Below are 16,634 nucleotides of genomic sequence, written 5' to 3'. Positions count from 1 at the left end.
CCGATGAGCTGGGATTTCGCTCTGATTTTGTTTGTACTGCTGATATTGACCGGCGCAATCTGGTTTTTGGATCGTTTCTCCCTGCGCTCGCGCCGTCTGGCGCGTGCGCAGGCCGCGATGCAGGCGGTACCGGAAACGGCAGCTCAAGACCCTGAGCACTTGCAGCAACTGCGCCAGGACGCTTATGACCAGGCCAACCGCATGCCGTGGTGGATTGAGTATGGCGTCAGTTTTTTCCCAGTCATTCTGTTCGTGTTTGTATTGCGCTCTTTTATCATTGAGCCGTTTCGCATCCCGTCAGGCTCCATGTTGCCCACGCTGAAAAATGGCGATCTGATTCTGGTGAACAAATACGAGTACGGCATTCGCCTGCCCGTTAGCGGCACCAAGGTTGTGCCTTTGGGCCATCCCGAGCGTGGTGATGTGATTGTGTTCCGTTACCCCGTTGATACCACGGTGGACTACATCAAACGTGTGGTCGGTGTGCCGGGTGACCGTGTGGAGTACCGCGACAAGGTGCTGTCCGTCAATGGTCAAGTCATTACCCAAGTGCGCAGTGGCGATTACTACGAACCGGATCGCTCCGCCTACATTGGGCGCTATCTGGAAGAGCTGGGCAAAGTGCAGCACAACATCTTGCTGAACAAGACTCAGCCTCAGGGTTTGATGCCTATCGTGGCGTTCCCCAACCGCGACTCCTGTGAGTATTTCTCCAACGGTATCTCTTGTGTGGTGCCCGAAGGTAATTACTTCGTCATGGGAGACAATCGCGACAATAGTCTGGACAGTCGTTATTGGGGCTTTGTGCCCGATGAGAATATTGTGGGACGCGCCTTCTTTATCTGGATGAATTTCCGCGAACTTAGCCGTATAGGTCGCTTCCATTAATGAAACGTCTTGCTTTGCTTGAAGCCGCTATCGGCTACTCCTTCAAAGACACAGGCCTGCTTGAGCAGGCCTTGACCCATCGTAGCCACAGCGCTCGCCATAACGAGCGGCTGGAGTTCCTGGGGGATTCGGTCTTGAACTTCACGGTTGCGGCCTTGTTGTTCGACCGTTTCCAACGCATTGATGAAGGCGATCTGTCCCGCCTGCGAGCGAATCTGGTCAAACAGGCCGCTCTGGCGGAAATTGCTACTCGTCTGGGTTTGTCGGATTATTTGCGTCTGGGGGAAGGGGAGCTGAAAAGCGGTGGTTTCCGTCGTCCCTCCATTCTGGCAGACGCGCTGGAAGCCATTTTTGGCGCTGTCTTTCTGGACGCGGGCTTTACGCAAGCCCAAACCGTCATCACCCAGCTCTATGAGCCCATGCTGGTAGATGTGGACCCCAAAACCTTGGGGAAAGATCCCAAGACCTTGCTGCAGGAGCTGCTGCAAGGTCGCAAGCTGGATTTGCCGGTGTATACCGTGGTGGCCACCCATGGCGCAGCCCACGATCAGCTCTTCGATATCGAATGCACGATCGCCAAGCTCAACATCCATGTTCGTGCCAGTGGCAGCAGCCGTCGTGCGGCTGAACAAGCCGCCGCTACGCAGGCCATTGCTATTTTAGAAGCTGAATTTCCAGCCAAGACGACGCGCGCCAGTCGCCATCGTCGCCCCTCACAATTGACACTGCCTGTGGCAGTGTCGCAGGAAACAGAATGACAGAGACCCCTTTTCGCTGCGGCTTCGTGGCTATTGTTGGACGACCGAATGTCGGCAAGTCCACGCTGGCCAATGCCCTGATCGGCAGCAAGATTTCGATCGTGTCGCGCAAGGCGCAGACCACGCGTCACCGCATCAACAGTGTGCTGACGCGTGATCACGATCAAATGGTGTTTGTGGACACCCCCGGTTTTCAGACCAAGCACGGTGGGGCCATGAACCGCATGATGAACCGCGTCGTGACCCAGGCCCTGGCCGATGTGGACGTGGTGGTGCATGTGGTCGAAGCCGGCAAGTGGTCCGCTTCGGACGCCGAATTGCTGCCCATGCTGCCTAAAGGTGGCAAGACCATTCTGGTCATCAACAAGGTGGATGCCTTGAAAAGCAAGAATGACTTGCTGCCCTATATCGCCCGCCTGTCGCAGGAATTCGACTATGGTGCCGTGATTCCGGTCAGTGCTGCCAAGCGTCTGCAACTGGACCCTTTGCTGAACGAGATCGCCTCCCGCCTGCCTGAAGGCGAGGCCATGTTTGACGCTGACACCATTACCGACCGCTCGGTGCGCTTCATTACCTCGGAGCTGCTGCGCGAGAAGATCTTCCGCCTGGTGGGTGACGAGCTGCCGTACGGGTGTACCGTGGTTATCGAACAATGGGACGAGAACGAGCAGGGCGCGCGTATTTCGGCATGCGTGGTGGTGGAGCGTGAAAGCCACCGTCCGATTCTGTTGGGAGCGGGTGGCATGCACATGAAGCGCATTGCAACCGAGGCTCGCCAAGATATTGCCAAGCTGATCGACAAGCCTGTGTTCCTGGATGTGTATATCAAGGTGCGCAAGGGCTGGTCCGATCGTGAAGCGGTCCTGCGCGACCTGGGGTATGAGTAATCCCCGTCATCGCTTTCAGGACGAAGCGGGCTACATACTGCACACCAGTGCCTGGCGTGAAACGTCCCTGATCTGTCATGCCTTTACGCGTAACCACGGGCTGGTGCCCCTGGTCGCGAAAGGCGCTAAAAGGCCGCATTCCATTTTGCGGCCTGCTTTGTCTGTGTTTCAGCCTTTGTTATTGGCCTGGTCGGGCAAGAATGAAGTCAAAACGCTGACACGGGCGGACTGCGCCGGGATTCGCCCCTTGAAAGGTCGTGCCCTGATGTCGGCCTGGTACATGAACGAATTGCTGATTCGTTTGTTGCCGCGTGAAGACCCACATCCTGTTCTGTTCGATGCCTACGAAGAGGCTCTGGTGCACTTGGCCCAGATTCCTCGTCCACCCGTGGCGGGGGCCTTGCGGCGCTTTGAGTGGGTGCTGCTGACCGAAACCGGGTATGGCTTTGATGAAGCCACGCCGGACTTCGACGATCCTGTTGGTGAGCCAGAGTTGCGCATACGCTTGCGTGAACGCCTGAACAGCTTGCTGGGTCGTCCCTTGCATACCCGCTCCGTTCTTATGCAGCTGCAACGCTATTGATATGACCGTCTCCCTTCCTACCGTGCTGGTTCTGGACACTTGCGTACTGATCTCCAACGTACTGCGCCGCCTGCTCCTGGCCCTGGCTGACGAGCAGTTGTTCAAGCCTGTCTGGAGTCCGGTGATCGGGGACGAATGGCGGCGCAATGCGGGCAGGTTGTGGAAAGTCATGCCCACCTCTATCGAGGAGCAGTGGGAAGCGCTGCAACAGCGTTACCCCGAAGCCGATTTAGGCGATAGCAGCGAGTTCAAGAAGGACTTGCGCTACTCCGATGCCAAGGACTGGCATGTGATCGCCACTGCCCGTTTGGCACAGCAGCGTTATCCCGGTCAGCCGGTGGGAATCTTGACCCGTAATCTGAAAGACTTTAATCGTTCCGAGCTGCGACGTCTGGGAATCAGCCTGTGGGAGCCGGATCAGTTTTTGGGTTTGCTCATGGCCGCTCATCCGGATGTGATGCAGCGCTTGCTGGATGGTTTGCCCGCTTTGATGCTGACGCCCGAAGCGCAGGCACTGGATACGCATACTTTGTTAAAGCGTGATCGTTTGTTCAGTGTGGGGCAGGCTTATTTGCGGCGTCAGAAAATGGATGAGGCGCACTCATGAAGCAAGGTGTATTGCTGTCGGTCCTGGCCTCCGCTTTATTTGCCTGCCTGTACTACTACGCTACCGTCTTGCACCCGCTCAGTGGCGAGCAGATTTTTGCCTGGCGCATTGTGCTGGGCTTGCCTGCCTTGGCTTTGGTGATCACGCGCGCACGACGCTGGCGGGAGGTACGTTGGGTTCTGCGACACTGGCCCGGTAATTGGCGCTATTTTGCCTTGCTCTTGCTGGCTGCAGCCCTGGTCGGGGTACAGCTCTGGATTTTTGTCTGGGCGCCTTTGCACCAGATGGCGCTGGACGTGTCCCTGGGCTACTTCCTCTTGCCGCTGATGATGGTGCTGGTAGGGCGGGTGATCTACAAAGACAGATTGAGCACTATTCAGTGGATTGCTGTGGCATTGGCCGGCGTGGGTGTGCTGCACGAGCTGTTCCGCGTAGGGAGCGTCTCCTGGGCGACAGCGGTGGTGGTTGTGGGTTATCCACCTTATTTCATGCTGCGCCGTTATCTGCGTCTGGGCTCGCTGGCTTCACTCTGGTTTGATCTGAGCTTCTTGTTCCTGCCAGCTTGCTGGCTGCTCTTTGTTCAAGACACGCAGATGTGGGGCCTGTTCGCGGATCAGCCTCGCTTGATCTGGCAGGTCCCGGTTCTGGGCCTGATCAGTTCCGTTGCACTGGTCAGCTATCTGTCTGCCAGTCGTCAGTTGCCTTTGGCCTTGTTTGGCATTCTGGGTTATGTGGAGCCGGTGCTCTTGTTCTGGGTGGCGTATTTGCTGCTGGACGAGCCCATGAGCGCGAATCAGTGGTGGACCTATATTCCGATCTGGATTGCCATTTCCTTGATGGCGATGGAAGGTTTCATCAAAATGTGGCGACCCGGACCGCCTGTGCCGCCTCCCAAGGCGTAAATTCTGCTAGTTAGTACCAGCCAGTGCCGAAGGGCAGTTAGCGTCTGCCCAGACGTTCTGGGGGCTTTCTGAGTGAAGCAGAACTCCAATTGAAAACGACTCCTGAAAGACCCTCTCCAAAGTTGGATAGCTATCCATGCTTTTTGGAAGGACATGACAGGAGTCGTTTTTTTTACTACGGGGCTCTTCTAGAGGAGATAGTCCGGGCCGTACCAGACTGGGTCCTGCGCGATATAAGCAGGCTGCTTAGCGCAGTTTCTCCGGGCAGTCAGGTTGATTGCGCAACAAATTTGCCTGGGTCACCGAACAACCCGCTGGTACGTCTTCCGTAATCCAGACATTCCCACCAATCGTGGAGCCCGCACCCAGCGTGACGCGGCCCAGAATCGTGGCACCCGCGTAAATAACCACGTCGTCTTCCACGATGGGGTGACGTGGCTGGCCTTTCAGCAGCAAGCCTTTTTCGTCCTTGCTAAAGCGCTTGGCACCCAGGGTGACGGCCTGATAAATACGAACCCGCTTGCCGATGATGGCGGTCTCGCCAATAACAACGCCGGTGCCGTGGTCGATGAAACAGGAGTGATCAATTTGCGCGCCGGGGTGAATATCAATACCGGTCTGACTATGGGCCAGTTCTGCAATAATGCGCGCCGTCAGGGGCAGTCCCAGATTGGTCAGAGCATGGGCGATGCGGTGATGGATCATGGCCAGCAGACCGGGATAGCACAGCAGTACCTCGTCCACATTGCGGGCAGCCGGGTCGCCTTGATAGGCGGCGACCACGTCCAGATCCAGGGTGCGGCGCAGGTCTGGCAGCTTGTTGGCAAAAGCCTGTATGGCCTTGTGTGCCTGCTCTTCAATGGTCTCGCGGTCGTACTTGTCACCACGCAGCAAAGCGGCGCGCTGCAGTTCGATACGCGCCTGTTGCAGCAGCGTATTGAGCGCCTGGCCCAGGTGGTGGCCGACAAAGTGGTCTTCATACTCGCGACGCAGCTCCGGGCTGCCCAGACGCATGGGAAACAGAATGCCTTTGAGCTGCTCGGTCACTTGAATCAAAGCTTGTACCGACGGAAATTCCTGGCCTTCAAGCTCGTTCAAGCGTTGATGCGCCTGTCGCCACTCTTCGCGGGCCCCGCGCAGATTGTCGACGATATGTTGAGTTTCAAAGACTGCCACCAGTGTTCTCCAAAGGGGAAATTTTCTACAAGGTTTACTATACCCGCGCGTCTGAGCAAGGACACGAAAAACAGGGCGCTGCGTCAGGGTGATTCCCTTTGCCATGGCTCAGGCCTGGTCGTGCCGCTTCAAGGCCCCATGAGCTTGGGGCAAGACCAAGCAGATGAGGGGCATGGTCAGGTTTTCAAGCCAAAGTGCTTGAGCGTGCGGATAATAAAAAAAGCCCCCTTCGAAAAGGGGGCTTGGGGAGTGTGGGGTTCGCGATCTTATTCGCGGTTACCGCCCAGCACGCCTAAAAGCACCAGCAGGTTGCTGAAAATGTTGTAGACGTCTAGATAGATCGCCAGGGTGGCCGACACGTAGTTGGTTTCACCACCGTTGATGACGCGCTGCAGATCAACCAGCAAGAAGGCCGAGAAGATACCGATAGCCATCACGGAGATGGTCAGCATCAGCGCAGGCAGTTGCAGGAAGATGTTGGCCAAGGCCGCAACCAGCAAGATAACGGCACCGACAAACAGGAATTTCTGCATGCCGGAGAAATCACGCTTGGTGGTGCTGGCAATAGTTGCCATGGCGCCAAAGACCGCAGCGGTACCGCCAAAGGCCAGCATGATCAGTTGTGCGCCATTACCCATGCCCAGGACAAAGCCCAGCAGACGGGACAGCATCACACCCATGAAGAAGGTAAAGGCCATCAGCAGGGCGACACCCAGCGAGCTGTTCTTGTTCTTTTCGATCAGGAACATCAGGCCAAAGGCACCGACCAGGAAAACAATGGCGCTCAGGCCTGGGCTGGCGCCCATAACCCGGTTAATGCCGGAGGACAGGCCCAGCAAGGCTCCCAGCACGGTGGGAATCATGGACAGGGCCAGCAGCCAGTAGGTGTTGCGCAGGACGCGATTGCGAGCAATCAGCGACTGGGCGCCCAGGGTGCCGTTATGCTCAGGCAAGCTTGATTGACGAAATTCGCTCATGATGAGTCCTTAGAATACAGAGAGATCAGTGGTCAAGAATAACTGACAACTACCTGAATAATCAAGAATCTTCTTTATTATTCAAGCACCCAGTTTATGGGCATGCACTTGGCAGCCCTGTGCCTGGTACACACGCCAGCGTTCGCGAGCCTGGGTACGGTCAGCTTCCCGTTCGGAGACAATTTCCAATATACGCGGGAATTGTTCAAAACCGGGCGGGCATTGGGCATCCAGATTCAACAGCCAGCTTTGCTCACCTGCGGGCACGGGGGCGGCACTGGTCAACAAAACAGGGGTGGTGGCTGCCAAGGGGTCTTCCACACCGACGTGCGGGACAAAAGCCGTGGATTCAAAACCCCAGAGCAGGCGATCGAAACGGGCCAGTTGGCGGGCATCGGAAAGATACACCACCACCTGACGGCCCGCCTCGTAGTGCTTGCGCACGACCTCGCAGGCCATACGCAAGCGATCTGGCGCGCCGAAAGCGAAATCGACGCGGCTCATGCTTAGCGACACTGATTAAGCAGGTACTGAACCAGCAAAGGCACGGGACGGCCTGTGGCGCCCTTGTCCTTGCCGCTGCGCCAGGCAGTGCCGGCGATGTCCAGGTGAGCCCAGCGGTACGCTTTGGTGAAGCGGGACAGGAAGCAGGCGGCGGTTACCGAACCGGCTGGTGGGCCACCAATATTGGCCATATCAGCAAAGTTCGAGCGCAGTTGCTCCTGGTAGGCGTCGTCCATGGGCATGCGCCATGCCGTGTCACCCGTTTGCTTGCCAGCTTGCATCAGTTCATCAGCCAGGTCGTCGTCGGTCGAGAACAGGCCGGTGTTGACGTGGCCCAGAGCGACCACGCAAGCGCCGGTCAGGGTGGCCATATCAATCACGGCAGCGGGTTTGAAGCGCTCGACGTAGGTCAGGGCATCGCACAGGACCAGACGGCCTTCGGCGTCCGTGTTCAGGATCTCGATGGTCTGGCCAGACATGCTGGTCACGACGTCGCCCGGTTTATTGGCGCGGCCGCTGGGCATGTTCTCGCAAGAAGCCACTACAGCGATCACTTCACGGTCGATGTTCAGTTCGGCAATGGCGCGCATGGTGCCTAGAACGCTGGCAGCACCGCCCATGTCGTACTTCATTTCGTCCATATTGCCGGCTGGCTTGATGGAGATACCGCCCGAGTCGAAGGTCAGGCCCTTACCCACCAGAACGATAGGACCGTCCTCGTGTTTGGTCTTGGTGTTGGGGGTATGGCGCAGCACGATGAACGCAGGCGGTTCATCCGAGCCCTTGGCCACCGACAGGAACGAACCCATCTTCAAGGCTTCGATCTGCTTGCGCTCCAGCACTTCGGCCTTCAGCGTCTTGAATTCCTTGGCCAACTGCTTGGCGGTTTTGCCCAGGTAGGTAGGAGTGCAGATATTGCCGGGCAGGTCGGCCAGCAAGCGAGTCAGGTTGACGCCGTTACCAATGGCCTGACCTTGCTCCAGACCGGCCTTGGCTTCGCTGGCTTGGGTGCGGGCCGTCCACAGCAGGAACTGGCTCAGCTGGGGAGCAGGTTCGGGCTTGCTGAACGTGGCGGTGTAGCGGTAGCTGGCGCGGCATACGGCCACGGCAGCGTCCTGAGCGCGGCTGCGCAAGGTGGTGCCTTTGCAATCAATGCTGGCCAGGGCAGAAACGGCTTCTTTCAGGTCTGCTTTCAGGCAGTAAGAAGCAAGGCAGGCCTGGGCTTGCGTATGAGTTGCTGCTTTGTATTCCTCTTGAGCGCCTAAGCCGACTAAAATAACGCGTTCGGCCTTAACACCGGGCAGATTGCGCAGCACCAGGTGGGTATTGGGCTTGCCTTTAAACTCGGCTTTGACAGCAGCGCTCACAGCTCCGTTGCTGGCGCGGTCGATAAGTTCCGCTGCGGGGCTTAGAATGCCCTCGGCAAAGACGCCTACGCCTAGTGCGGCCGTCTTAATTTGGTGCAAAGAAGCGGATGTCTGTGTGCTAAATTCCATTCAACTATCCTCAGTGTGTCGCAAATCGTACCTGCGATTATCTCGCAAATTCTCATATGTCTCTATTTAAACGCTCTGCGGTATCCGAAATCTTAAGTCACAGTGGCGTTGTACTGTCCACTTTGCTGATTGTGTGGCTTAGTGTACTTCTGGTGCGTTTGTTAGGCGAAGCGGCCAATGGCACGATTGGCCCTGACGTGGTGCTGGGTCTGGCCGCCTTTTCCAGTATTACCGCCTTGCCGATTATTCTGGCCGTTTCCCTGTTCATTGCCGTGCTCACTACGGTGACGCGCAGCTTTCGGGAATCCGAAATGGTGGTCTGGTTTGCCAGCGGCCTGTCCTTGAAAAACTGGGTAACGCCCGTTTTGCAGTGTGCAGTGCCGGTTGCCATTCTGATTGCCGTTCTGACCTTGCAGGCTTCGCCATGGGCTTATCGTCAGATTGCCGAGTACCGCCAGCGTTTTGAGCAGCGCTCGGACCTGAGTAAGGTGACCGCCGGGCAGTTTATCGAGTCCGATGATGGTGCCCGTGTGTTTTACGCCGACTCCCCAGAAAAAGAAGGGGATGAGCTGGGTAATGTGATCGCCCGCGTGATCGACCCGCAGTGGCTCAGCATTGTGACTGCGCAAAGTGCCCGCATGGAAGAGCAGCCCAATGGCGATCGCTTTCTGGTCTTGAGCGAAGGCCATCGCTACGACTTGAAGCCCGGTCAGGCTGAATTCCGTATGGTGGACTTTGAAAGTTATGGCATGCGTCTGGAGAGCCGTGATGCAGGCAATACCGCTGAAACGATCCGCGCCCGTGCCGAGCAGCAGATCAAGGCTCGTCAAACCACCTTGTTACTCAGTGATGACGATGCCGAGGCGCGCTCACAGATCATGTGGCGCTTGGCTTTGCCCCTGGCGGCACTGAATCTGGCCTTGCTGGCGATTCCTCTGGGAGCGGTGAATCCCAGGATGGGACGCTCAGGCAATATTCTGGTGGCTGGTCTGGTAGGTCTGCTCTATATGAACCTGATCAACCTCTCGCGCGGCTGGATTCGTAATGGCCAATTGGGTTTTGAAATCGGTTTGTGGCTGGTTCATGCCATCTTCTTGCTGATCATGCTCTTCATGATGTGGCGTAAATTGCGCATCAAGGCACCTAAACCGCCAGCAGTAAGCTGATCGGCAAAAGGGGGCGTCCAGCCCCCTTTTTGTGCCTGTCGAATGGCTTTTTGATCGGTTTGGCGGCTCAAGCCCCATCCAGCAAATCCTGCCGCTCTTCCACTGACTGCTTCAGAAAGTGCCACAGCCGAGTCAGGCTGGGGTTCTGGCGTTGCTCTTCATGACAGAACATCCAGAAGCGTCGACGCAATTCCACCTGGTCGGGTAGAACACAACGCAGGCGCGGATCGGTTTTTGCCAGGAAGCAGGGCAGAACGGCAATTCCTTGCCCCTGCAAGGTGGCCTGGTACTGCGCAATCACGCTGGTGCTGCGAAAGCGTACGGCGGCGGATCTGACGATTTCTTCCAGATAGCGCAGGCTGTCGCTGAACACCAGATCATCCACATAGGCAATAAAGCGATGCTGGGACAAATCCTGCACGCTTTCTATGGGCGGATGGCTGTTCAAATAATCCTGATGGGCATAGAGCCGCAAGCTGTAGTCTGCCAGGCGCGTACACCAGTAAGGGCCGCGTTGGGGGCGCTCCAGTGCAATGGCCAAGTCGGCATCCCGGCGTGACAGACTGATAGGGCGGGGTACAGGCAAAAGCTCCAGGGTCAGCTCTGGGTATTGGGCCTGGAAAATGCTGAGCAAGGGCGTCAGCACATAGCTGCCAAAGGCTTCGGTGCAGCCCAGGCGCAGCTTGCCGGTCAAGGGTCTGGCCTTGCCCGTAATCGCATCGCGAGCCGCCAGCAAGCGGCTCTCTACCGGCTCCATGCGTTGCTGCAGATTCTGCCCTTCGCTGGTCAGGCTATAGCCGCTGACCGTGGATTTGTGGAACAGCCGCAAGCCCAGCTCCTGCTCCAGCGCCTGGATACGGCGTGCCACGGTGCTGTGTTGAACGCCCAGCCGTTGAGCGGCAACGCTGATACGCTGGCAGCGGGCCACTTCCAGAAAGTAACGCAGATTATCCCAGTCCATCGTGATGGGCCCGCCCTGAAAAAGACTTGTGCATAAATGCCCAGCTCCTGTGCATTTTTCAACATGGTAAACGGGTCTTGAGGCTTCTACACTCGATGAGAACCCTCATACAAGTGGGATAACAAATAAGGCTTAGCCGCCTGAGCAATTCATTGGAGACATGCTATGACGGAAGTGGTTCGTGTACCTTTGCTGATCGATGGACAACATGTTCAATCCAAGAGCACCCGTTGGGACGATGTGCTCAATCCAGCCACCCAGGAAGTCGTGGCCCAAGTGCCTTACGCCACGATGGAAGAGCTGGAAACCATTATTGCCAGCTCGGCCAAGGCTTATGAGAGCTGGCGTCATTCCAGCCAGGGCGCGCGCATGCGCGTCATGCTGAATCTGCAGCGTCTGGTGCGTGAAAACAGTGCCAAGCTGGCTGAAGCCATCTCGCGTGAACACGGCAAGACTATGCCTGACGCTGAAGGTGAAGTAGGCCGCGGCCTGGAAGTGATCGAATACGCGTGTTCCATTGCTTCGATGCAATTGGGCGAATACGCAGAAAACGCTGCGGGCGGTATTGATGTCTACACCCTGATCCAGCCCTTGGGCGTGTGTGCCGGTGTGACCGCGTTCAACTTCCCGGTGATGCTGCCCTGCTTCATGTTCCCGCTGGCTGTGGCTTGCGGTAATACCTTCGTGCTCAAGCCTTCCGAGCAGGATCCTAGCGCCAGTCTGATGCTGGCTGAACTGGCTCTGGAAGCTGGCCTGCCTCCAGGAGTGCTGAACGTGGTCCACGGCGGTGCAGATATTGCCAATGCCCTGGTGACCCATCCTGAAGTCAAGGCTGTGTCCTTTATTGGTTCGACGGCCGTTGGCACCGAAATTCACCGTCGTGCCACTGAAGCAGGCAAGCGCTCGCAAGCCATGATGGGCGCCAAGAACCACTGCATTGTGATGCCTGATGCGGATCGTGATGTGGCGATCAACCAATTGCTGGGCGCTGCTTTTGGCGCGGCCGGCCAGCGCTGCATGGCGATCTCGGTAGCCGTGATGGTCGGCGAAACTGGCGAGTGGGTTGATGAACTGGTCAAACGTGCTGCCACCATGAAGGTCAACGTAGGTACGGACCGTCAGGCCGATCTGGGCCCCTTGGTCTCGCCGCGTGCTCGCCAGCGTGTGGAATCCTTGATTGAAGCCGGTGTACAGGAAGGTGCCAGCCTCTTGCTGGATGGTCGTGGCGTGAAAGTGCCTGGCTATGAAAGCGGTAACTTTGTCGGCCCAACCATCTTCAATGATGTGAAAGCCGATATGCGCATTTACGAAGAAGAAATCTTCGGACCCGTGCTGTGCATTGTGCGTGTCAATACGCTGGAAGAGGCGGTGCAGTTCATCAACCGCAACCCCAACGGTAATGGCGTGTCCATCTTCACCCAGGACGGCGGCCATGCGCGCTACTTCCAGAACCGTATTGACGTAGGCCAGATCGGTATCAATATTCCTATCCCTGTGCCGGTGGCCTGGTTCAGTTTTACTGGCTCGCGTGCGTCCAAGCTGGGTGATCTGGGTCCGAACGGCAAACAAGCCGTTCAGTTCTGGACACAGACCAAAACCGTGACGGCCCGCTGGCAAGCTCATGCCAATACGATGAATACAACAATCAGCATGACGTAATTGTTGAATCTATATATATAACTTAATGCAATAAGCGAGCTGTTCCTTATTACATATAATAGCCCTGTACCTGGGGCTATTAACATATGAATATTCAACAATTCCGCTTTGTCCGAGAGACCATCCGACGTAACTTCAATCTGACTGAAGCCGCTCGCTCGCTCTATACCTCCCAGCCGGGGGTGTCCAAAGCGATCATCGAGTTTGAAGATGAACTGGGCATCAAGATTTTTGAACGTCATGGAAAACGCATTAAGGGCTTGACCCGACCGGGCGAAGCTGTCGCCGAGGTGATCGACCGCATCATGCGCGAGATCGACAACCTCAAGCGTGTCAGCGACGACTTCGCCCGCCGTGATGAAGGCACCTTGGTGATCGCTTGTACCCACGCCCAGGCACGATATTTGCTGCCCAAGGTGATCCCTGAATTCCGCCGTCGCTTTCCCAAGGTCCATATGTCCTTGGCTGAAGGCAGCCCGCCTGTGCTGGCCCAGATGGTGATACATGAGCAGGCTGACGTGGCCATCGCTACCGAAACCCTGGCATTGACGCCGGGCCTGGTCGCTTTGCCGGTCTACACCTGGGAGCATACGGTGGTGGTGACGCCGGATCATCCACTGGCTGATCTGCCTGCCAACAAGCAGCTGTCCATTGAAACCCTGGCGCAGTACCCCATCGTGACTTATGACCATGCTTTCTCGGGTCGAGGTTCGATCGACGAGGCCTTTGCCAAGCATGGCATCACTCCGGATATTGTGCTGGAAGCTATTGATGCTGACGTGATCAAAACCTACGTTGATGTCGGTCTGGGTATCGGTATCATCGCAGGCATCGCGTTCGATCCGCGTCGTGACAAAGGTCTGGTGGGCCTGCCAGCGGGGCATTTGTTTGGCGCACACCACACCAAGGTGGCGGTGAAAGCCGGGGCTTTCCTGCGTGACTATATTTTTGAACTGCTGGAGATGCTGGCACCGGAATTGACCCGGGATGTGGTGCTGAGCGCTCTGGATGAGAAACAAGCTGGTGGCCCGTTGTAGAGCTAGCCGCTGTTTAGTTGGAAATACGGGCCATCGTGATTACACGGTGGCCCTTATTGTTTGTGCGGTCGGCGTGGTTTTGCAGGGCAGGTGAGAGCTTATGGTCAAAGGCTATAAGTAAAAATTGAAACAAGCTATCGACTCAATTGACTATGATAATAAGAATGATTATCATTATCCAACTTTCTTAGCCAATGGAGCTTCCTGTGTCTCAATACGTCAGTGCAGTCGTGGTTGGAGCAGACCGTCTGGGGAACATTCCCGACTTGCTCAAGATCCACAATATCTCGATCAAACATCATATTAGCGGGCGTGATCCAGCCCACCAGAAAAAAACCCTGCAGTTGCCTTCCGGCACCGATTTGCTGATTTTGCTGACCGACTTCCTGGGTCACAACGTCATGAAAACCTTCCGGGCTGCTGCCTTGAAGTCCGGTATTCGAGTAGTTGCCTGCCGACGCTCGGTTTGTAGCATGAAGCAAGCCTTAACCCAATGCGGCTATTGTGAATCTTGTCCGCTCGGTAAGTCCAAGAGCCACTAGATTGGCGGCATGACTTACTGGGGCAAAGAAGGAATCTTTACAGATCAAAAAAAAGCCACTGTTATGAAACAGTGGCTTTTTTGTGTGCTGCCGGTTTGGCAGCAGGGCGGTCTTATTTGACGCTACGCAAACGAGCTTCCGACTGCTGCGTATCGGCAGCCGCCAGACGGCGTGCGCCGTTATAGCGTTTTTTCCAGTAACCCACTTCCATGTTCTCGACGCGGACAACAGCGCCAGTGCGAGGGGCGTGGACAAATTTGTCATCACCCAGGTAAATGCCTACGTGAGAGAAACGAGCGCCACGAGTATTGAAGAAGACCAGGTCACCTTTGCGCAGCTCGCTACGGTTAACCGAAGTGCCTTCTTTGGCAATGTCCTTGGATTGGCGGGGTAGCTTCAGACCCAGGGACTTTTCAGCCACGTAGGACACCAGACCGCTGCAATCAAAGCCAGTGCTGGGAGCATCGCCACCAAAACTGTACTTCACGCCCAGGAAGTCCAGGGCGGCGTTGGCAAGGCCGTGGGTAGAGGAAGAAGCTTGGCTACTGCGGCTTTCGGCGCGCCCTTGGCGACGATCGCTGCTGTAAGCAATATTGATGTCGTTACGAGCGCGGTTGGCTAGATATGTACCCAGCGGGTCGGACTCGGTCTGGAATTCGTAGTCGGCGTAATAGCCGTGATCCAGTTCTGCACGATCTTTGTTCTGGCTGGACTGTTGAGTTCCAGTGGTGGCACACCCTGTCAGAGCGAGCGCGCCGGCTAACAAAAGATACTTGGCGCTGCGATAGGTAATGTGCAAAAGTGCGGGTGGATTCAGGTAATGTGGCGGCATGACCAGGGCTTTTTTAAGGACTTGGTGGGCAGCAGCACAACCTTGATGCCTATTTTTGCTGAAATTAGCAGCAATTGATGGGTATCAGGGCTGTAAGTATGGCTAAAAGCACCATACTTTGCCGGACGTTGCTGTGCGTTGAATGTTTGGCAGTGTACCGGATGATAATTGCACCGTAAAGCATTGTAGGAGTGTATTTTGCGATTGAATCATACTGTTGCAAAGTGCGGCTGACAGCGGTTTTCAGGCCCTGTGCATGGGTCCAGTGCTCTTCTTGCTGACTTGTTGGAAGTTAGCCGAAATAGAGCGAAGTTTTACTGTTTATAGGGATTGAATGATGCGATTTATGGGACAGGCCCTAGGGAAAGCCCTGAACGAAGGAGTACGGCTGCGCGAGTTGTGGGCTTGGGCTATGTATGATTTCGCAAACTCTGGCTACACCACCGTCATTTTGACCAGTGTTTACAGTGCCTATTTTGTTGGTGTCGTCGCCGAAGGCCGCAGCTGGGCTACCTTGGCGTGGACCTTGGCCTTGTCCGCTTCGTATTTGAGCATCATGTTGACCATGCCGGGGCTCGGTGCAAAAGCCGATGCACGTCAAGGCAAAAGGCGACTTTTGTTCAGCAGCACCATAGGCTGTGTGTCGGCAACCGTGATGCTGTATTGGGCCGGTCCCAATGACATCGTCTGGGCCCTGGTTTTTATCGCTTTATCCAATTATTGCTACTGCATAGGCGAGTCCATCATCGGCGCTTTCTTGCCGGAAATTGCCCGGCCTGACGCCTTGGGGCGTGTCTCCGGGTGGGGCTGGGGTTTTGGTTATTTTGGTGGCATGTTGGCCTTGGGACTTTCCCTGGCTTTTCTGACCTGGGCGACCTCGCAAGGGTGGACGGCTCAGGAGTATGTGCCGGGAATTGCCCTGATTACGGCTGCCTTGTTTGCCTTGTCAGCCTTGCCTTCTTTTCTGTTTCTGCGCGAACGCAGTGCACCCAGCGGGGCAGAGCAGCAGGGCATGTTGTCGCGCCTGATTGCATCGGCGCGTGATGTGCATCAGCATTTTCCCGATTTCCGCACCTTGTTGTTATGTGGTGCTGCCTATCAAGCCGGGATTGCCGTCATTATTACTTTGTCGGCGGTGTATGCCACCGAGGCCATGGGTTTCACCATGGCGCAAACCATGACACTGATCTTTACCGTCAATATTGCGGCCGCTGTGGGGGCTTTGTTGTTTGGACATGTGCAGGATCGCATCGGCCATAGACGTGCTCTGGCACTGACGCTGTGTGCCTGGCTGGTCATGGTGGGCATTGCTGTCAGCACGCGTTCCTTGGCGGGGTTCTGGGCGGCGGCAGCCGTCGCCGGGCTATGCATAGGGAGTAGCCAAAGTGCGGGGCGAGCCATGGTTGGACTGCTGGCTCCCAAGAGTCGTCTGGCTGAGTTTTTCGCCTTGTGGACCTTTGCCATTCAACTGGCCGCAGTATGTGGTCCGCTGTCTTACGGTCTGGTGACTTGGCTAAGCGGCGGGAACCACCGCTTGGCTCTGGCCTGCACGGGATTATTCTTTCTGGCGGGCCTGCTGATCCTGTCGCGTTTGAATTTTCAGCGCGGCATTTTGGCCAAGAATCAAGCCGATCTCAGTTGTCAGGATTGAGTAAGTAA

General features: G+C 56.3%; 17 protein-coding genes. 11 read left to right on the top strand and 6 right to left on the bottom strand.

The genetic code is table 11. The features are described 5' to 3' along the window. The first annotated feature begins 3 nt into the window (after positions 1 to 3). The 6 genes from lepB to rarD are packed head-to-tail and all read left to right on the top strand — an operon-like array spanning position 4 to position 4,625. The gene (gene lepB, locus NBV64_RS12990) at positions 4 to 888 is read left to right on the top strand and encodes a signal peptidase I (RefSeq protein ID WP_009456564.1); all 885 of its coding nucleotides are present in this window, start codon (positions 4 to 6) and stop codon (positions 886 to 888) included. Beyond that, on the top strand, positions 888 to 1,646 hold the full coding sequence (rnc, locus tag NBV64_RS12985; RefSeq protein WP_009456563.1) for a ribonuclease III: 759 nt from the start codon (positions 888 to 890) through the stop codon (positions 1,644 to 1,646). The genes lepB and rnc overlap by 1 nt, the downstream gene beginning before the upstream one ends. Next, positions 1,643 to 2,533, top strand: a complete 891-nt coding sequence (gene era / locus NBV64_RS12980; RefSeq protein ID WP_009456562.1) for a GTPase Era — start codon at positions 1,643 to 1,645, stop codon at positions 2,531 to 2,533. The genes rnc and era overlap by 4 nt, the downstream gene beginning before the upstream one ends. Beyond that, positions 2,526 to 3,116, top strand: a complete 591-nt coding sequence (gene recO, locus NBV64_RS12975; protein ID WP_026483095.1) for a DNA repair protein RecO — start codon at positions 2,526 to 2,528, stop codon at positions 3,114 to 3,116. The genes era and recO overlap by 8 nt, the downstream gene beginning before the upstream one ends. A 1-nt stretch (position 3,117) precedes the next feature. Further along, positions 3,118 to 3,723 (top strand): PIN domain-containing protein, encoded by a 606-nt coding sequence (locus tag NBV64_RS12970; protein WP_250755913.1) that lies wholly within the window; start codon positions 3,118 to 3,120, stop codon positions 3,721 to 3,723. Next, on the top strand, positions 3,720 to 4,625 hold the full coding sequence (gene rarD / locus NBV64_RS12965) for an EamA family transporter RarD (RefSeq protein ID WP_250755912.1): 906 nt from the start codon (positions 3,720 to 3,722) through the stop codon (positions 4,623 to 4,625). The genes NBV64_RS12970 and rarD overlap by 4 nt, the downstream gene beginning before the upstream one ends. Before the next feature lie 246 nt (positions 4,626 to 4,871). Here rarD and epsC read toward each other — a convergent pair whose 3' ends face one another. The 4 genes from epsC to NBV64_RS12945 all read right to left on the bottom strand — a co-directional run bounded on the left by epsC (position 4,872) and on the right by NBV64_RS12945 (position 8,778). Beyond that, positions 4,872 to 5,801, bottom strand: a complete 930-nt coding sequence (gene epsC / locus NBV64_RS12960) for a serine O-acetyltransferase EpsC (protein WP_021446866.1) — start codon at positions 5,799 to 5,801, stop codon at positions 4,872 to 4,874. Between the two features lie 266 nt (positions 5,802 to 6,067). Then, on the bottom strand, positions 6,068 to 6,778 hold the full coding sequence (locus tag NBV64_RS12955) for a Bax inhibitor-1/YccA family protein (RefSeq protein WP_009456559.1): 711 nt from the start codon (positions 6,776 to 6,778) through the stop codon (positions 6,068 to 6,070). Between the two features lie 81 nt (positions 6,779 to 6,859). Then, positions 6,860 to 7,282 carry a DNA polymerase III subunit chi gene (locus NBV64_RS12950; protein ID WP_009456558.1) on the bottom strand — a complete coding sequence of 141 codons (423 nt, stop codon included), beginning with the start codon at positions 7,280 to 7,282 and terminating at the stop codon, positions 6,860 to 6,862. Positions 7,283 to 7,284: 2 nt separating this feature from the next. Further along, complete coding sequence (locus NBV64_RS12945; RefSeq protein WP_009456557.1) at positions 7,285 to 8,778, bottom strand: leucyl aminopeptidase; 1,494 nt, start codon at positions 8,776 to 8,778, stop codon at positions 7,285 to 7,287. A gap of 56 nt (positions 8,779 to 8,834) precedes the next feature. Between NBV64_RS12945 and lptF the strand changes: the two genes are divergently transcribed. After that, positions 8,835 to 9,944 (top strand): LPS export ABC transporter permease LptF, encoded by a 1,110-nt coding sequence (lptF, locus tag NBV64_RS12940; RefSeq protein WP_021446865.1) that lies wholly within the window; start codon positions 8,835 to 8,837, stop codon positions 9,942 to 9,944. Positions 9,945 to 10,011: 67 nt separating this feature from the next. On the opposite strand, the gene NBV64_RS12935 is transcribed toward lptF, so the two are convergent. Next, the gene (locus NBV64_RS12935; RefSeq protein ID WP_009456556.1) at positions 10,012 to 10,905 is read right to left on the bottom strand and encodes a LysR family transcriptional regulator; all 894 of its coding nucleotides are present in this window, start codon (positions 10,903 to 10,905) and stop codon (positions 10,012 to 10,014) included. Between the two features lie 165 nt (positions 10,906 to 11,070). On the opposite strand from NBV64_RS12935, the gene NBV64_RS12930 reads away from it, so the two are divergent. From NBV64_RS12930 to NBV64_RS12920, 3 genes are all read left to right on the top strand, one after another. Then, entirely contained in the window at positions 11,071 to 12,564 is a 1,494-nt protein-coding gene (locus NBV64_RS12930) for a CoA-acylating methylmalonate-semialdehyde dehydrogenase (RefSeq protein ID WP_009456555.1), read from the top strand. Between the two features lie 86 nt (positions 12,565 to 12,650). Next, the gene (locus tag NBV64_RS12925; protein WP_009456554.1) at positions 12,651 to 13,601 is read left to right on the top strand and encodes a CysB family HTH-type transcriptional regulator; all 951 of its coding nucleotides are present in this window, start codon (positions 12,651 to 12,653) and stop codon (positions 13,599 to 13,601) included. A gap of 206 nt (positions 13,602 to 13,807) precedes the next feature. After that, entirely contained in the window at positions 13,808 to 14,143 is a 336-nt protein-coding gene (locus NBV64_RS12920) for a DUF2325 domain-containing protein (protein ID WP_009456553.1), read from the top strand. Between the two features lie 112 nt (positions 14,144 to 14,255). Here NBV64_RS12920 and NBV64_RS12915 read toward each other — a convergent pair whose 3' ends face one another. Further along, positions 14,256 to 14,975: a C40 family peptidase gene (locus NBV64_RS12915; protein ID WP_031232602.1), complete on the bottom strand. Its 720-nt coding sequence runs from the start codon at positions 14,973 to 14,975 to the stop codon at positions 14,256 to 14,258. Between the two features lie 346 nt (positions 14,976 to 15,321). Here NBV64_RS12915 and NBV64_RS12910 point away from each other — a divergent pair, with 346 nt between their 5' ends. Continuing rightward, positions 15,322 to 16,626: an MFS transporter gene (locus NBV64_RS12910; protein WP_026483086.1), complete on the top strand. Its 1,305-nt coding sequence runs from the start codon at positions 15,322 to 15,324 to the stop codon at positions 16,624 to 16,626. Positions 16,627 to 16,634 lie beyond the last annotated feature (8 nt).

Source organism: Alcaligenes sp. DN25 (genome assembly GCF_023674485.1).
Lineage (GTDB): Bacteria > Pseudomonadota > Gammaproteobacteria > Burkholderiales > Burkholderiaceae_B > Alcaligenes > Alcaligenes phenolicus.
This window is presented reverse-complemented; position numbering and strand designations above follow the sequence as displayed.

What these genes read in the sequence shown, in the direction of transcription:
- NBV64_RS12910 (WP_026483086.1), top strand. Translation starts at nt 15,322, where the DNA reads ATGGGACAGGCCCTAGGGAAAGCCCTGAACGAAGGAGTACGGCTGCGC.
- rnc (WP_009456563.1), top strand. Translation starts at nt 888, where the DNA reads ATGAAACGTCTTGCTTTGCTTGAAGCCGCTATCGGCTACTCCTTCAAA.
- rarD (WP_250755912.1), top strand. Translation starts at nt 3,720, where the DNA reads ATGAAGCAAGGTGTATTGCTGTCGGTCCTGGCCTCCGCTTTATTTGCC.
- NBV64_RS12950 (WP_009456558.1), bottom strand. Translation starts at nt 7,282, where the DNA reads ATGAGCCGCGTCGATTTCGCTTTCGGCGCGCCAGATCGCTTGCGTATG.
- NBV64_RS12935 (WP_009456556.1), bottom strand. Translation starts at nt 10,905, where the DNA reads ATGGACTGGGATAATCTGCGTTACTTTCTGGAAGTGGCCCGCTGCCAG.
- NBV64_RS12955 (WP_009456559.1), bottom strand. Translation starts at nt 6,778, where the DNA reads ATGAGCGAATTTCGTCAATCAAGCTTGCCTGAGCATAACGGCACCCTG.
- lepB (WP_009456564.1), top strand. Translation starts at nt 4, where the DNA reads ATGAGCTGGGATTTCGCTCTGATTTTGTTTGTACTGCTGATATTGACC.
- NBV64_RS12930 (WP_009456555.1), top strand. Translation starts at nt 11,071, where the DNA reads ATGACGGAAGTGGTTCGTGTACCTTTGCTGATCGATGGACAACATGTT.
- era (WP_009456562.1), top strand. Translation starts at nt 1,643, where the DNA reads ATGACAGAGACCCCTTTTCGCTGCGGCTTCGTGGCTATTGTTGGACGA.
- NBV64_RS12970 (WP_250755913.1), top strand. Translation starts at nt 3,118, where the DNA reads ATGACCGTCTCCCTTCCTACCGTGCTGGTTCTGGACACTTGCGTACTG.
- lptF (WP_021446865.1), top strand. Translation starts at nt 8,835, where the DNA reads ATGTCTCTATTTAAACGCTCTGCGGTATCCGAAATCTTAAGTCACAGT.
- NBV64_RS12915 (WP_031232602.1), bottom strand. Translation starts at nt 14,975, where the DNA reads ATGCCGCCACATTACCTGAATCCACCCGCACTTTTGCACATTACCTAT.
- NBV64_RS12945 (WP_009456557.1), bottom strand. Translation starts at nt 8,778, where the DNA reads ATGGAATTTAGCACACAGACATCCGCTTCTTTGCACCAAATTAAGACG.
- recO (WP_026483095.1), top strand. Translation starts at nt 2,526, where the DNA reads ATGAGTAATCCCCGTCATCGCTTTCAGGACGAAGCGGGCTACATACTG.
- NBV64_RS12925 (WP_009456554.1), top strand. Translation starts at nt 12,651, where the DNA reads ATGAATATTCAACAATTCCGCTTTGTCCGAGAGACCATCCGACGTAAC.